At 59.2% G+C, this 15,712-nt stretch carries 12 protein-coding genes and 4 tRNA genes; 4 read left to right on the forward strand and 12 right to left on the reverse strand.

The annotated features are described in order from the left end of the window. Positions 1 to 78: 78 nt before the first annotated feature. From ACPF7Z_RS03900 to ACPF7Z_RS03950, 11 genes are all read right to left on the reverse strand, one after another. Positions 79 to 1,566 carry an aldehyde dehydrogenase gene (locus ACPF7Z_RS03900; protein WP_425191858.1) on the reverse strand — a complete coding sequence of 496 codons (1,488 nt, stop codon included), beginning with the start codon at positions 1,564 to 1,566 and terminating at the stop codon, positions 79 to 81. 226 nt (positions 1,567 to 1,792) lie between these two features. Beyond that, complete coding sequence (locus ACPF7Z_RS03905) at positions 1,793 to 2,743, reverse strand: LysR family transcriptional regulator (RefSeq protein ID WP_425191859.1); 951 nt, start codon at positions 2,741 to 2,743, stop codon at positions 1,793 to 1,795. A 177-nt stretch (positions 2,744 to 2,920) separates the two neighbouring features. Next, complete coding sequence (argE, locus tag ACPF7Z_RS03910) at positions 2,921 to 4,132, reverse strand: acetylornithine deacetylase (protein WP_425191860.1); 1,212 nt, start codon at positions 4,130 to 4,132, stop codon at positions 2,921 to 2,923. A gap of 33 nt (positions 4,133 to 4,165) precedes the next feature. Further along, complete coding sequence (locus ACPF7Z_RS03915) at positions 4,166 to 4,840, reverse strand: DUF1028 domain-containing protein (protein WP_425191861.1); 675 nt, start codon at positions 4,838 to 4,840, stop codon at positions 4,166 to 4,168. After that, positions 4,837 to 5,262, reverse strand: a complete 426-nt coding sequence (locus ACPF7Z_RS03920) for a RidA family protein (protein WP_425191862.1) — start codon at positions 5,260 to 5,262, stop codon at positions 4,837 to 4,839. Before ACPF7Z_RS03920 ends, ACPF7Z_RS03915 begins: the two co-directional genes overlap by 4 nt. Beyond that, positions 5,262 to 6,605 carry a flavin-containing monooxygenase gene (locus ACPF7Z_RS03925; RefSeq protein ID WP_425191863.1) on the reverse strand — a complete coding sequence of 448 codons (1,344 nt, stop codon included), beginning with the start codon at positions 6,603 to 6,605 and terminating at the stop codon, positions 5,262 to 5,264. Before ACPF7Z_RS03925 ends, ACPF7Z_RS03920 begins: the two co-directional genes overlap by 1 nt. Positions 6,606 to 6,827: 222 nt before the next feature. Then, positions 6,828 to 6,903: transfer RNA gene (locus tag ACPF7Z_RS03930), tRNA-Asn, on the reverse strand. A 28-nt stretch (positions 6,904 to 6,931) separates the two neighbouring features. Then, positions 6,932 to 7,007: transfer RNA gene (locus ACPF7Z_RS03935), tRNA-Asn, on the reverse strand. A 28-nt stretch (positions 7,008 to 7,035) separates the two neighbouring features. Further along, positions 7,036 to 7,111, reverse strand: a tRNA-Asn gene (locus tag ACPF7Z_RS03940). Positions 7,112 to 7,302: 191 nt separating this feature from the next. Further along, a tRNA-Met gene (locus tag ACPF7Z_RS03945) sits at positions 7,303 to 7,379 on the reverse strand. Between the two features lie 66 nt (positions 7,380 to 7,445). After that, a complete protein-coding gene (locus tag ACPF7Z_RS03950) occupies positions 7,446 to 8,399 on the reverse strand; it encodes a choline ABC transporter substrate-binding protein (protein WP_425191864.1) in 954 nt (317 codons plus the stop codon). A 122-nt stretch (positions 8,400 to 8,521) separates the two neighbouring features. On the opposite strand from ACPF7Z_RS03950, the gene betI reads away from it, so the two are divergent. The 4 genes from betI to ACPF7Z_RS03970 all read left to right on the forward strand — a co-directional run bounded on the left by betI (position 8,522) and on the right by ACPF7Z_RS03970 (position 15,161). Next, positions 8,522 to 9,118 carry a transcriptional regulator BetI gene (gene betI, locus ACPF7Z_RS03955; RefSeq protein ID WP_425191865.1) on the forward strand — a complete coding sequence of 199 codons (597 nt, stop codon included), beginning with the start codon at positions 8,522 to 8,524 and terminating at the stop codon, positions 9,116 to 9,118. A gap of 42 nt (positions 9,119 to 9,160) precedes the next feature. Further along, positions 9,161 to 10,645 (forward strand): betaine-aldehyde dehydrogenase, encoded by a 1,485-nt coding sequence (betB, locus tag ACPF7Z_RS03960; RefSeq protein WP_425191866.1) that lies wholly within the window; start codon positions 9,161 to 9,163, stop codon positions 10,643 to 10,645. A gap of 223 nt (positions 10,646 to 10,868) precedes the next feature. Beyond that, positions 10,869 to 12,554, forward strand: a complete 1,686-nt coding sequence (betA, locus tag ACPF7Z_RS03965; RefSeq protein WP_425191867.1) for a choline dehydrogenase — start codon at positions 10,869 to 10,871, stop codon at positions 12,552 to 12,554. 156 nt (positions 12,555 to 12,710) lie between these two features. After that, positions 12,711 to 15,161 carry an acyl-CoA dehydrogenase gene (locus tag ACPF7Z_RS03970; protein ID WP_425191868.1) on the forward strand — a complete coding sequence of 817 codons (2,451 nt, stop codon included), beginning with the start codon at positions 12,711 to 12,713 and terminating at the stop codon, positions 15,159 to 15,161. 98 nt (positions 15,162 to 15,259) lie between these two features. Here the strand turns inward: ACPF7Z_RS03970 and ACPF7Z_RS03975 are convergent, their stop codons facing one another. Next, a complete protein-coding gene (locus tag ACPF7Z_RS03975) occupies positions 15,260 to 15,682 on the reverse strand; it encodes a septal ring lytic transglycosylase RlpA family protein (protein WP_425191869.1) in 423 nt (140 codons plus the stop codon). Positions 15,683 to 15,712 lie beyond the last annotated feature (30 nt).

The following is a 15,712-nucleotide window of genomic DNA, read 5'->3' on the forward strand; positions in this document are numbered from 1 at the left end:
TGTAATTGTCGGGGTACACCGCGCCATCTGTTCGGAAATGACAGACGACCTATATTGCTTGATGCAGAAACAGGCGTGTCATAGACGGATCCAAGTCGTCTTGAGCTGGGTGAACTTGTCCAGGGCATGCAGGGATAGATCGCGTCCGAATCCCGACTGTTTGTAGCCGCCGAAGGGCGTGGTGAAGTCGATGGCATCCACGGTATTCACCGAGACGGTGCCCGCCTGCAGGCGTCGTGAAACCCGATGGGCACGAGACAGGTCGCGGGTCCATACCGAGGCGGCCAGACCGTAAATGGAGTCGTTGGCAATGGCCACCGCCTCATCCTCGTCGGCGAACTCGATCAGCGCCGCAACGGGCCCGAAGATCTCTTCCTGAGCGATGGTCATGCTTGGAGTCACGTTCTCGAACAGCGTCGGTGACACGAAGGCGCTCTTATCTTCCTTGGAAGGCATCTCGCCCATAGCCATCCGTGCGCCCTCCTCCAGGCCCAAGGAAATGTAGCCGCGAACCTTGCCCGCATGGTCGGCGTCGATCAGCGAGCCGACATCCGTGGTCGGGTCAAGCGGATCACCAACCTTGAGCCTGGATGCCGCCTCAACGAAGCGCTCGACGAAGGCATCCTTGATGTCACGCTGCACCAGGATTCGCGAGTTGGCGGAACACACCTCGCCTTGATTGAAATAGATGCCCTGCACTGCCGTCTTGGCGGCGGCATCAAGATCGCAGTCGGCGAAGACCAGGTTGGGACTCTTGCCCCCGCACTCCAGCCAGATCTGTTTCATGTTCGACCTGGAAGAGTACTCCAGGAAGCGCTTGCCGGTGGCCGTAGAGCCAGTGAAGGTCAGGCAGTCCACGCCGGCATGCAGGCCCAGCGCCTGGCCGGTGATATGGCCAAGCCCGGGCAGTACGTTGAATACGCCGTCCGGGATTCCTGCCTCCTTGGCCAGTTGCGCCAGGCGCAGCGCCGTCAGCGGTGACTGCTCGGCGGGCTTCAAGATCACACTATTACCGGCGGCCAGTGCCGGAGCCAGCTTCCAGGCGGTGATATCCAGCGGGAAGTTCCAGGGGATGACTGCTGCGACCACGCCTACCGGCTCTCGGGTGATGATGGCCAGATTGTCACGATCGGTGGGCGCCACCTCACCATAGAGCTTATCGATGGTCTCGGCGTACCAGCCGAAGCAGCCGGCGGCACCGGGAATGTCGAGTTCATAGGCGTCGCGGATCGGCTTGCCGGTATCAAGCGTCTCGAGCAGCGCCAGCTCTTCCCGGTGTTCCATCATCAATGCGGAAAGGCGTTGCAGCACTGCCTTGCGCTCCGCCGGTGCGGCCCGAGACCAGTCGCCTGCCTCGAAGCTGCGACGGGCCGCGGCCACGGCCGTTTCAACGTCTTCTTCGCCGCAGGCCGCAACTTCGACCAGGCGTTCGGCAGTCGCCGGATTCCAGGACGTCAGCGTCTGGCCATCACCGGCAGAAACGCTGCGACCATCGATAAAAGCCTCGTGGGGTATCGTCAGTTGAGAACGCAATTTATGCCAATATGAGAGATCGGGTGCCGCCATCGGAATAGCTCCGTTGCCAGAATGTTGTTATAGCGGGCTGCGACAATTTGAATCACAACGCCTGGAATCACGATATCTCCCAGGTATTGATCAACTAAAATATTATTATACGAACGACAGCTTCAGCTTTTCCTATGCAACACTCCTCCCCGGTTGCTGCCGGCCGCTCGCCATTTCTCACGGTATTGTTTACCGCCGCTTTTCTAATCAATCACTCATCGGGGCATCAAAGATGAGCTTTCTCGGTAGGCAGCGCTTCGATTTGCGTGAATATTTCCGCAAGCGCCTCGGGGTTGCACGCCAGTTGGCGCATGGCTTCGGCTGCAGGCGCCAGGCGCAGCCCTCCTAGGCAGGCAATGCCCAGCGATAGTGGCGGCGCTTCATCTTCCAGGATCAACGCCTTGAGGCGGCCTCCATTCAGAGACTCGAAGACGCTAAGCGGAGTGTTGAACAGCGAGAAACCGAAGCCGTTTGCGACCAGACCTCTCAGCATGTCCATGGACTTGGCGCGATGGGCCACCTTGGGGGATAGCCCATGGTGAGTAAAAATCGACATGAAGTACTCGCGGCTCAAGGGCCAATCGAGCAATACCATGGAGTGAGTCACGAGCTCCTTGAGACTGATGCTGTCCCGGCTGCTCAGCGGATGGTCGATGGCGACCACCGCATAGGGAGGGAAACGATACAAGGGGGTAAAGTCGATCTCCTCGGGGATCTGTAGATCGTAGGTGAAAGCCAGTTCGTAGTCGCCCTGACCGAGCCCACGGACGATATCTACCTGGGTCATCTCATCACAGTAAAGGCTCACCGCCGGATGGCGGTCGACAAAGCGGCGCAACAACTTGGGCAGGAATACCGGGGCGAAGGTAGGAAAGGCCACCAGCCGCAGCTCTCCCCCGATCTCCTCACCCAGCGATGCTGCAAACTTCTCGAGCCCTTCGGCATCGTGCAGCAACTGGCGAGCACGGAGCAGTAGCTGCTTGCCGGCGGGTGTCAGCGACAATCCTTGCGCATGATGGCGCACGAACAACGGCAGCCCCGTGATCTCCTCGACCTGCTGGATTGCCGCAGAAATGGAGGGCTGGGAGACATGCAGCTTTCCAGCTGCCTGTGTCACGCTGGAGAGTTCGCCGGCGACCACGAAATAGCGCAACTGCTTGAGAGTGAATTTACGCATCGACCGGGATACACCATCGCTGAACAAGAGCCGCTATCCCATGGAGCGAGCCGGACAGCGGATTCGTCAGCATATCAAGAGCGGCGCTAAAAAGCGCTGGTCGGCACTCGCCTCGTCAAGCGATAAGGGCGTCTTCTCGAAGATAGAGCGATTACATTGGATGTCAGCGCTCCATCATCAGGCTGATTCATCGATCGATAGAGCGCCCCTGGCCAAGCGACGACGCGCCTCGGGACCCTCGAGAACGGTGATCAATCGCGCCAGGAAGGCCTCGCAACTGGCGATTTGCTCGCGAGTGACGAACTCATCGGGTTGATGGCCCTGGGCCATGCTGCCGGGACCACACACCAAGGCGGGAATACCCAGTTCATCTTGAAAGAGCCCGCCCTCGGTGCCGAAGCCAATGCGCTCCCGGGTCTGGTCGTCAAGCAGTGCCAGGATGAACTCCACCAAGGCGTCGTCGTCCGCCATGGACAGCCCCGGATAGTCACTGAGACGCTCCAGGCGAATACCGGCTTCGGCATGTCCTTTTTGCATCTGCGCTTCGAGATTTGCCGCCAGGCCCATCAGTTCGCCCAGTAGTGCTTCTGGATCGTCCTCGGGAACGTTACGAATCTCCAGATCAAGATGGCAATCCTGGGGCACGATGTTCAGTGCTGTTCCGCCCTGAATGACCCCCACTTGCAGCGTGGTATGAGGAATTGCGAAACGCTCGTCGAAGGGGCCTTCAGCAGCCTTCTGTACAGCCTTTTCCTCGACCCAGCTTATCAATCGAGCAGCGACATGAATGGCATTGACGCCCTCCGGCGCCATGCCGGAATGACAGGCCTTGCCCCGCAAGTGCAGACGCACGGCAAGCTTGCCCTTATGAGTCGTGGCCAGACGCATGGAAGTAGGTTCGCCGACCAGACAGGCCGCCGGCCGAACCGGTTGCTGGGCCAGATCGGCGAGTAAATTGCGCACTCCAAGGCAGCCTACTTCCTCATCGTGAGAAAAAGCCAGATGAATGGGCACGGCGAGATCGGCTTTGACCATCGCCGGCACTGCGGCTAGCACCGAAGCGAGAAAGCCCTTCATGTCGGCGGATCCACGCCCGTAAAGTCGTTCACCTTCGGCAGTCAATTGGAACGGTTCGAAAGACCAGGACTGGCCGGTAACCGGTACGGTATCGGTGTGTCCCGAAAGCATCACGCCAGCGCGCTCCGCGGGGCCGATGGTGGCATAGAGATTGGCCTTCTCGCCGGTGTCGTCGAGGATGCGTTTCGAGGCCACGCCATGACGGGCCAGATACTCCTCGATGAAATCGATCAGCGGAAGGTTGGAGCGATGGCTGGTAGTATCGAAGGCGATCAGTTCGCCGAGCAGTTCTTCGACAGATGATTGGGACATAGTTACCTTCTCGAAGTGCGTTTCGGGCAAAGCCTAGCGCTCGTCCCCGGGCACGCCATAGGACGGTGACTGATCAGGGCGGGTTGCGCGCAGCACATAGGTATCACGTTGAGGCAGGTAGTTCTCCCATACCATGCGCAGTTCACTCAGCGGCGCGATATGCCAATCGACGCGCAGATCGACCACCGGCCAGCTGGCCTTGTCGGTGACCTTGAGTCCGGCCGAGTAAACCGGACCCATTTCACCCCCTGCCGCCAGACCCGCATCCATGGCCGCCAAAAGCCGCTCGGCAAGTTCACCATCATGAGCCTCGAATGCCTTCACCATGGCGCGAATAACGTCTTCATTGGCAAGCATATTGCCGCCAGCTACGCAATCGTGGCCCTGATGAGTCGCGTGTATGCCAAGCGTCTCGTCGCCGCTGTGCACGGCGCTTCTCCCCTGAGCGTCGAGCACCTGAAGCTGGCGCCACTCGGGGTACTCTTCGTGCTCGATCATGCGTGCCAGTACGCCTTCGGCGTCAAGCCCCTCCTCCAGCCACTGCACACCCAATTGGCCCAATACCGGGTTGGTGACATTCTGAGTCAGCACCACGCCCTTGCTCGGGGCGATAAAGGGACAGCGGCTGGCAACGCAAATGCTCGAGGAGCTGATGGCAGTGCCAAACTGGCCTGTCTCGCGACAAAAACCGGCAATGGAAAAGGTCATGATGCATTCTCCTCATCGGGGATCACTGCAATGACGTCGATCTCCATCAGCCACTCGGGCTGAGCGAGGCCCGCCACGACCAGCCCAGTGGAGATGGGATAGACGCCCCTGAGCCACTTGCCCACCTCGCGATAGACCGGCTCGCGGAAACGCGGATCGGTGATGTAGGTGGTAGTCTTGACGATATGACTCAAGTCAGAACCGGCTTCCTCGAGCAGTTGCTTGACGTTCTTCATCGCTTGCTCGGCCTGGATGCTCGGGTCGCCCAGTCCCACCAGCTTGCCTTCGAAATCGGTGCCGACCTGACCGCGTACGTAAACGGTATTACCCGCCCGCACTGCCTGGCAGAGATCGTTATCCAGCGTCTGGTTCGGATACGTCTCCTTGGTATTGAACATGCGGATTCGCGTATGCGTAGGCATCAGTTGGCTCCCAGATTGCTGGCTTCTTGAATACCCGAAGCAGGATATACGCTATCGGGCTCATCGGATGCCCGATCTTGGGCGGCCTGGTGATAGGCCAGGTACTTGCGCTGCTTGCCGATCTGATCCGCAATATACTTGGCGTCGTGCCAAACGCCCCAGATAAAGCTGGAGCCCCGATGGGACAGCCACGGCAGCCCCAGGAAGTAGATGCCGGGCGCGCTCGACACGCCGCGATGATGCTTGGGTCTACCCATTTCATCCAAGGCATTTTCAGGCCTCAACCAGCCATAATCGACCTTGAAGCCGGTGGCCCAGATGATGGAGGTCACGCCCGCTTCTGCAAGGTCGAGCTCGCTCAAGGGGGCGGTCACACACGCCGGATCCGAAAGAATGTCGCGAGCTTCGGGCTCTTCCGGAAGGTCGAGACCATTGTCGGCGATGAAGTTATCCGCGGCATCCAGCAGCGAGAGATAGTTCTCGTCGCCATATTTCAGGTTGTCGACGAGATCCGGTTGGAAGGTCACCTTGTCGGCGTCGAAGGACTTTGTCATACCGACAAGCGTTATCCCCCGATGGGCCAGCTCTCGAAAATCGACGGTGTTGCCGCCGTGAGCGCCGCTTACGGCAATGGTGACATGCTCCGTGCCCGGCTTCATGGCCTCCGCATCCCATTCGCCGAGTACGCCCAGCCACCAGCAGAAGTCACGGCCGCGATATGCTCGCGGCGGCCGATTGTGCGGCCCCACCGAGAGATATACTTTTTTTCCGGCACGCCGAAGCTCATCGGCGATCTGTACTCCGGAGGATCCAGCACCGACCACCAGCACGCCACCTTCCGGCAACTGCTCAGGATTACGGTACTCGGCGGAGTGAATCTGCGCGATTTTCTCATGCTTGGGGGCGATCGGCGGAATCACCGGGTGCTGGAACGGCCCGGTGGCAGCGACTACGCGGCTGGCCTCGATCACGCCCTCGGAGGTTTCGATGGTGAAGCCCGGTCGACCGACGTTGCGCTCCACCCTCTTCACTTCCACGCCGGTGCGGATGGGGGCGTCGATCTTTTTGGCGTAGTCCTCGAAGTAATCCGCTATCCGCTCTTTAGGTGCGAAGGCATCCGGTTCAACGTCATCGAATTCCAGGCCGGGCAGACGATCGTGCCAGGCCGGGCCATTGGCTACCAGTGAATCCCAGCGCCGCGTGCGCCAGCAGTCGGCGATACGATTGCGTTCCAGCACGAGATGAGGTACGCCGAGCTTGCTCAGATGCTCGCTCATGGCGATACCCGCCTGCCCGGCGCCAACCACCAATGTATCGGTTTTTTCAGCAGCAGATGCGGTCATGGGGAAAGGCTCCTTGTTTGACTTGTAGCAAAGACCTTAAGAGCCACGCCTGCTTAAATAAAATATAGTTATTCTTTTTATAGCATCATAAAAAGCTATTCAAAGCAGAAGAATGGTTCGACGCTGATGTCAGGAACGATAGCCCAACGCAACGTTTATGGTGCTGGCTGGTGACAAGTCAGGAAGTGAGCCAATAAGAAAGGCTTTCGAGTAGAAAAGCGCTGGCTCCCCGAACAGGACTCGAACCTGTGACCCAATGATTAACAGTCATTTGCTCTACCAACTGAGCTATCGGGGAACATCGAAAGCGGACTTCGGAGGGAGGTTGGCTCCCCGAGCAGGACTCGAACCTGCGACCCAATGATTAACAGTCATTTGCTCTACCAACTGAGCTATCGGGGAATCGCCGAAGATCGGTGTTCATAGACGTTGGCTCCCCGAACAGGACTCGAACCTGTGACCCAATGATTAACAGTCATTTGCTCTACCAACTGAGCTATCGGGGAACATCTCGAACACGCGGCGTAGTATACGTAACGAGAAACGTCCGTCAAGAGCACAAGGCTCTTGACGCCCGCCCCTCTTCCGAACGGCCAGGCGCGCAGTCCGGTAAGATCGATGCAAAAGCGCCCACCGACAATGAACTGACCCCATAAAGTTGGACGGTTCATTCAGACGGTGGGCGCTTTTCCGATTCTGGTGGCTACGCCCTGATTCGAACAGGGGACCCCATCATTATGAGTGATGTGCTCTAACCAGCTGAGCTACGTAGCCTTGAACAACGGGGGCAGATTATGCCCGTTGCCAGGCGGCTTGGCAACTCGCCTGTGGGCTGAACACTCACCCCTGGATACCTATGGCTTCTTTTACCGCCGGCAGTCCCGGCTCTCCTTTTACGGTCGTGACGCCTTCGAGCCAGCCATCCAACACCTCAGGATTGGATTGCAGCCAGCTACGCGCCGCTTCACGGGGTTTTTCGCCTCCATCCATGATGGCGCCCATGATCTGGTTTTCCATTTCCAGGGAAAACTGCAGATTCTCGAGCAGAGTGCCGACGTTGCCGCACTCCTCGATATAGCCGCTGCGCGTATTGGTGTGTACCGTCGCCCCACCCAGATTCGGGCCGAAGTAATCGTCGGCGCCCTTCAGGTAAGTCATATCGAAATTGGTATTCATTGGATGTGGCTCCCAGCCCAGGAACACCATCCAGTCTTCATTACGCGTCTTCGACTTCAACTCGGACAACATTCCAGCTTCGGACGAATCGATCAACTCCCAGTCACCCAGGCCGAAGGCGTCATCATCGATCATGTTCTGGATGATCATGTTGCCGTCGTTGCCGGCCTCGATACCGTACAAACGACTGTCGAACTTGTCGGCGTGCTTATCGAGATCGGCTACGGACGTGACCCCGGCATCGTGTACATATTGCGGCACCGCAAGTGTGTACTTGGCGCCTTCGAGATTGACCGCCACCCGATCGACCTGCCCTTTTTCGATGTAGGGGTCGCTGATCGAGGCCATGGAGGGCATCCAGTTGCCCAGGAAAACATCGAAATCACCGTTCTTCATGCCGGCATAGGCGATCGGCACCGACACGGTATCGCTGCGGGTCTCGTAGCCCAACCCTTCGAGCACTTCGCTGGTCAGTGCAGTGGTGGCGGTGATATCGGTCCAGCCCACCTCAGCCAGGCGTACCGTCTGGCAGCTCTGTGGTACCTCCGCCATGGCCAAGGGAGCACCAGCGATCAGCAAACCTCCCATTATGTATTGGGTAGACGTCTTGTAATTCATGCAGGGCAATCCTTTTTATTGATTGAACGTTCAATTAACATATCTCATACTATCAATTATTGTCCAATCGCTCACAAATGAGTCATCAAACGTTCGGAGCGGATTGCGAAGGAGACGATCCATTGCCCAAGCTTGGAATGGAACCCATTCGACGTCATCAACTCGTGCAAGCCACCCTGCAGGCGATCGACGAGGCTGGGCTTGCCAATGCCACCATCTCGCGCATCGCCAATCGAGCCAATGTCTCCACCGGCATCATCAGCCACTATTTCGGTGGCAAGGAAGGATTGCTCGACGCCACCATGCGCCAGGTGCTGGGCGAGCTAGGCAAGGGCATCGCCCAGCGCAGGGCACGGGCAGAGGACTCTCCCCGTGCGCAGATTCGCGCCATCATCGATGGCAACTTCGACGAGCATCAGGTCAGTCAGTCGGTGATGAAAACCTGGCTGGCGTTCTGGGCCTCGAGCATGCATCGCAGCAATTTGCAGCGGTTACAGCAGGTCAATGATCGGCGCCTCTATTCGAACCTTTGTGTTCAGTTTCGCCGCTGCCTGTATCGGCAAGACGCTCGTGATGCGGCACGCGGACTAGCTGCCTTGATCGATGGGCTTTGGCTGCGTGGCGCCCTGGCCTCGAAAACCCTCGACGTCGAACGTGCTCGCCGTATCGCCTACGACTATCTCGACGGCCAGCTTCAACGCGCCGAAACCTTCGCCTGAGCAACGCTGTACTTCGACAATTTTCAATCTGCAGGAGGCACCATGGCTTCATTGGAAACCCAACAACTCTTTATCGACGGCCAGCGGGTAGACGCCACATCCGGCGAGACCTTCGAAGTCACCAACCCTGCCAACGGTGAGCATCTGGCGACCATTCAGCGGGCCTCGAAAGCGGATGTGGATCGCGCCGTCGCCTCCGCTCGTAAAGGCCAGAAAGTCTGGGGCGCCATGAGCGGCATGGAGCGCAGCCGTATCCTTCAGCGTGCAGTGGCGCTCTTGAGAGAACGCAACGACGAGCTGGCCCACCTGGAAACCTTGAACACCGGCAAGCCGATCAGCGAAACCTCGACGGTAGACATCGTCACCGGGGCAGATTCTCTGGAATATTATGCCGGACTGGCGCCGGCCATCGAGGGCACCCAGATTCCGCTGCGCGAAGATTCTTTCGTCTATACCCGGCGTGAACCGCTCGGGGTGGTGGGCGCCATCGGTGCCTGGAACTACCCGATTCAGATCGCCTGCTGGAAATCGGCTCCGGCCCTGGCCGCCGGTAATGCGGTGGTGTTCAAACCCAGCGAGGTCACGCCGCTGACCACCCTCCTGCTGGCGGAGATATTCAGCGAGGCCGGTCTGCCGGATGGCGTGTTCAATGTCGTCCAAGGTGCCGGTGATGTCGGTGCCATGCTCAGCGAACACGAAGGCATCGACAAGATCACTTTCACCGGCGAAGCCGGCACCGGCAAGAAGGTCATGGCTACCGCTGCTTCCTCATCCCTCAAGGAAGTGACCATGGAGCTCGGCGGCAAGTCCCCGCTGATCGTGTTCGACGATGCGGATCTCGAGCGCGCCGCGGATGCGGCGATGATGGCCAACTTCTATTCCAGCGGACAGGTGTGCACCCACGGCACCCGGGTTTTCGTGCAGCGCTCGGTCAAGGAGGCCTTCGAGGAGAAGATTCAGGAACGCGTGGCGCGCATCAAGTTCGGTGATCCGCTGGACCCTGAAGTCAACTTCGGCCCGCTGGTCAGCTTCGAGCATCTCGACAAGGTGCTCTCGTATCTGGAACTCGGCCCTCAGGAAGGCGCGCGACTGCTTGCCGGGGGAAAACGCATGACCGAGGGTGCTGACTCTAATTATGAGTACGCCAAGGGCGCCTGGGCTCAGCCGACAGTCTTTACCGATTGCACGGATGACATGCGCATCGTGCAAGAGGAAATCTTTGGCCCGGTCATGTCGATCCTGGTCTTCGACGATGAGGAAGAGGTCATCCGGCGGGCCAACGACACCACCTATGGCCTCGCAGCGGGGCTCTTCAGCGAAGGGCTCAACCGTGCGCACCGCGTCATCCATCGCCTCGAGGCCGGCATCTGCTGGATCAATACCTGGGGCGATTCCCCGGCGGAAATGCCGGTAGGCGGTTACAAGCAGTCCGGTATCGGGCGCGAAAACGGCCTTTCATCGCTTGAGCACTACACCCAGATCAAATCCGTGCAGGTCGAGATGGGACCATTCCCGGCAGTTTTCTAAAGACTCCTTTTCAAACGCTCGCGAAGGTGGACGCCGCGGGCAAGGCGGAGCAAGGGTCTTTTGCCATGGCCGGAAAAGGCTCCATGCAATTCCGGCATTTCCGCCATCCATGGCGGTCAGATGGCAAAAGTAGCGCCCCTTGCGGAGTCTTGCCCCCGGAAAAGCCCATTCTTCTATTCGCCAGATTGTGAAAGGAGTTTCAAGCCATCTACAGGAGACATTCATGGCGCAGCCACGAGAATACGACTACGTCATCATCGGTGCAGGTTCGGCGGGCAACGTGCTCGCCACCCGGCTGACCGAAGACCCGGATGTCCGGGTGTTGCTATTGGAAGCCGGCGGCCCGGATTATCGCTTCGATTTTCGTACCCAGATGCCGGCAGCGCTGGCCTATCCATTACAAGGCAAGCGTTATAACTGGGCCTTCGAGACGGACCCTGAACCCTACATGAACAACCGACGCATGGAGTGCGGCCGCGGCAAGGGGCTAGGCGGATCGTCGCTGATCAACGGCATGTGCTATCTGCGCGGCAATGCGCTGGATTACGACAATTGGGCCAAGGCACCAGGGTTGGAGGATTGGCACTATCTCGCCTGTCTGCCCTACTTCAAGAAGGCGGAAACCCGCGACATCGGCCCCAATGACTATCACGGCGGTGACGGGCCGGTTTCGGTGGCCACGCCGAAGAAGGGCAACAACGAACTCTACGGCGCCTTCATCCAGGCCGGCGTGGAAGCCGGATATCCTGCCACCGAGGACGTCAACGGCTACCAGCAGGAGGGCTTCGGGCCGATGGATCGCACCACCACCCCCAAGGGGCGTCGCGCCTCCACGGCCCGCGGCTACCTGGACATCGCCAAGCAGCGCGACAACCTGACCATCGAAACCCACGCCCTGACCGATCGCATCCTCTTCGAAGGCAAGCGAGCAGTGGGCGTCAGCTATGCGCGCAAGGGCCGAGTTCAGGAAGTTCGCGTTCGCCGCGAGGTGCTGCTGTGCGGTGGCGCCATCGCTTCACCGCAAATCTTGTTGCGCTCCGGTGTGGGTAACCCCGAACAGCTCAGGGAGTTCGACATCCCAGTGGTGCATGAATTGGCCGGGGTCGGCGAGAACCTCCAGGATCACCTGGAGATGTATATCCAATACGAGTGCAAGAAACCCATCTCGCTCTACCCCGCCCTGAAATGGTGGAACCAGCCCAGGATCGGTGCTCAGTGGTTGTTCCAGGGCAAGGGTATCGGCGCCAGCAACCAGTTCGAGGCGGCGGGGTTCATTCGCACCAGCGACGTCGAGGAATGGCCCAACCTGCAATACCACTTCCTGCCCATCGCCATCAGCTACAATGGCAAGAGCGCAGTGCATGCCCACGGTTTCCAGGCTCACGTAGGCTCCATGCGCTCCATGAGCCGCGGTCGCGTGCGCCTCACCTCTCGCGATCCCGCAGCAGCTCCCAGCATCCTGTTCAACTACATGTGCCATGACAAAGACTGGGAAGAGTTTCGTGATGCCATCCGTATCACTCGCGACATCATCGCTCAACCTGCGATGGACGAGTATCGTGGTCGCGAGATAGCTCCCGGTCCCGAGGTGCAGACGGATGCTCAGCTCGATGAGTTCGTTCGTCAGAACGCCGAGACTGCCTATCATCCCTGCGGGACCTGCAAGATGGGTAGCAAGGATGACCCCATGGCGGTGGTCGATGGGGCCGGGCGCGTACATGGTCTCGAGAACCTGCGTGTGATCGATGCCTCGATCATGCCGCTGATCACCACGGGCAACCTCAACGCCCCCACCATCATGATCGCCGAGAAGGTGGCGGACAAGGTACGCGGTCGAGAGCCACTACCCGCTGCGGATGTGCCTTATTACGTGGCCGATGATCAGCCTGCCCGACGCAGAGCTTCTTGATAAGCGATGCTTAAGTTAAAAGCCATATAAGACTAATGAGTCGAATATGAGCAGGAATCCAGTGATCGTTCCCTGGCCAGTCACGAATATTTGAACTAAGCTGACTAATTCAAACAACCGTTCGAATACGCAGCTACTGATTGCCTGGAGACGCACATGCTTCAATTACTCTTGGTCGTGTTGGCCATCGTCGGTCTTGTAGAGGTGATGCGCCGCGAAGCGGGCGCCATGTCGGCCTTGGGAATACTGGCCATTCTTGGCGTCATCGGTCTATTGTTCGGAGCGCCGGTCATCGGGGTGCTCTTCGTTCTTGGCGCCATCATCATCGCCGCTTGCGGCCTGCCTGTGCTTCGTCGTGCCTGGCTTACGCCGCGCATTCTAGCGCTATTCCACAAGGTGGCGCCCAAGGTGTCCGACACGGAGCGCACGGCGCTGGAAGCCGGCACCGTTTCCTGGGATGGTGAGCTATTCTCCGGCAAGCCGCAGTGGCAACGCCTGCTCGACTTCCGCGATGATGGTCTGAGCGACGAAGAGCGCGCCTTCCTGGATCACCAATGCTCTGTCGCCGCCGGCATGTGCAACGATTGGGAAATCTCCGAAGAACGCGCCGACCTGCCCGAGCCTCTATGGAACTACCTTAAGAAAGAGCGCTTCTTCGGCATGATCATTCCCAAGCAATACGGCGGGCTGGGCTTCTCGGCCAAGGCGCAATCTGCGGTGCTGCAGAAGCTGTCGATCAACGAGACCTTGACCGTCACCGTGGGTGTGCCCAACTCCCTCGGGCCGGGCGAGCTACTGCTCAAGTACGGTACCGAAGAACAGAAAGACTATTATCTGCCGCGTCTGGCGGATGGTCGCGAGATTCCCTGCTTTGGCCTGACCGGCCCACGCGCCGGTAGCGACGCCACCTCCCTGCCCGATGTGGGCATCGTGTGCCGCGGCACGCACAACGGTGAAGAAGTGCTCGGCCTGAAGCTCACCTTCGAGAAGCGTTGGATCACCCTGGCACCGATCGCTACTGTCGTCGGCTTGGCATTCCGCATGTTCGATCCAGACAAGCTGCTGGGTGAAGAAACCGACCTCGGCATCACCTGTGCCTTGATTCCACGCCACACGGAAGGGATGGAGATTGGCCGCCGCCATCACCCCATCGGCAGTCCCTTCATGAATGGCCCTATCGTCGGCAAGGATGTCTTCATCCCACTTGACTACCTGATCGGCGGCACCGAGATGGCCGGCCAGGGTTGGCGCATGCTGGTGGAATGTCTGTCTGTGGGTCGTTGCATCACCCTGCCCTCCGGCGCTTCCGGGGTTGGCCGCTATGCGATTGGCTGGGCCGGTGGTTTCACGCGCATTCGTCGTCAGTTCAATATGCCGGTAGCGGAGATGGAGGGCGTACAGGAGGCCTTGGCACGCCTCACTGCTCACGCCTATATCGCCCAGGCCACGGTCATGCAGACCGCCAATCTGATCGATCACGGCGAGAAGCCCGCCGTGCCCTCGGCGATTCTCAAGAGTCAGTTGACGGAATTCCAGCGCAGCATCCTGGCGGATGCCATGGACGTGCATGGCGGACGCGCCGTCACACTTGGCCCGCGCAACTATCTCGGCCCTGCCTGGAGCGCGGTGCCGGTGTCAATCACCGTGGAAGGCGCCAACATCATGACCCGCAACCTGATGATATTCGGTCAGGGAGCGATTCGCTGCCATCCTTATGTGCTGGAAGAACTGGCCGCCAAGGACGCCGATGATGCACGTGCTTTCGATAAGGCGTTCTTCGGTCATGCTCGTTTGATCTTCGGCAACGCGGCCCGAGCCTTCGTTCAAGGCCTGGGCCTGGCCAAGCCCAGCGTGCCCTTCGATGAGGTCGCAGCCCCCTACGCCAAGGATGTGGCGCGTCTATCGGCAGCCTTCGGTCTATGTGCCGACGCCGCCATGGTCAGCCTGGGTTCCGAACTCAAGAAGCGGGAGATGATCTCGGCGCGCTTGGGAGATGTGCTTTCCAACCTCTACCTGACCTCCATGGTGCTCAAACAGTGGCATGCGGGGAACAGCGTCGAGCATGAGGCGGCACTCCTGCACTACAGCTGCCAGACCCTGCTTTATCGCGCCGAACAAGCAATGGCCGAGCTGTTCGACAACCTGCCCAACCGCGCGCTGGGCAAGGCGCTGGCGGTGATCACCATGCCGTTGGGTCGTCGCTGGAAGCGCCCCGAGGACAGCCTGACACGCGAGATCGCCCGGGCCATTTCCACCGATACCGCGCTGCGTCACAAGCTGATCGCCGACACATGGAACACCCAGGAAAAAGGTCAGCAGGACAATCCCCTGGCACGCTACAACGCCTTGTTGGCCGAATACGACCGCGCAGACCCGATCTATCGCGCCATCAACAAGGCCTATGCCAAGGGCACGCTGCCGGCAGAGGCCCTGCATCCGGAGCAGCGCATCGAAGCCGCGCTGGAAGCGGAACTGATCAATCAGGAGGATGCAGACTTCATGCGTCGCTATGAAAAAGAGGTGCTTGAAATGCTCACCGTCGATGATTTTGCCTTCGACGCCTTTGCGACTCACAAGGACAAGGTGGTCTGGCATGACGCTGCCTGATGGGCAAGCGCTGACGGGTAGAGCTGATTGATATCCCACAGCAGAAACACATCGCCCCGGCTACTGGCCGGGGCGATGTGTTTACGATGAAAAAAAGATCAATCGATTCCTTGTACCTTTACCGGCACGACTCCACTGCGAATCATCCCGAGTCGTTCGGCGGCGCGATAGGAAAGATCGATGATACGACCCCGCACGAAGGGACCGCGATCATTGATGCGCACTACCACCTCACGACCGTTATCGAGATTGGTGACCGCGACCCGAGACCCAAACGGCAGTACGGGATGGGCGGCGGTCATGGCACTGCGCTCATAGCGTTCGCCGCTGGCGGTCTGCTTGCCCTGGTAGGCGTCACTGTAATAGGACGCCCGCCCCTCATCGACATAGGATGATACGTCGCCATTGAACGAGGCAGGGCCTCCTGCGCAGCCGGCCAGCACACTGACGCTCAGGGCCAGAATCAGAACCTGGCGGATACGCTCTCGGCGACAGAGTCGATCATCGTGCGGGATAAGCATCGCGGTCATTTCTCATAGCATGAGGGCTTT

This window comes from Halomonas sp. GXIMD04776, assembly GCF_049808615.1.
GTDB lineage: Bacteria > Pseudomonadota > Gammaproteobacteria > Pseudomonadales > Halomonadaceae > Modicisalibacter.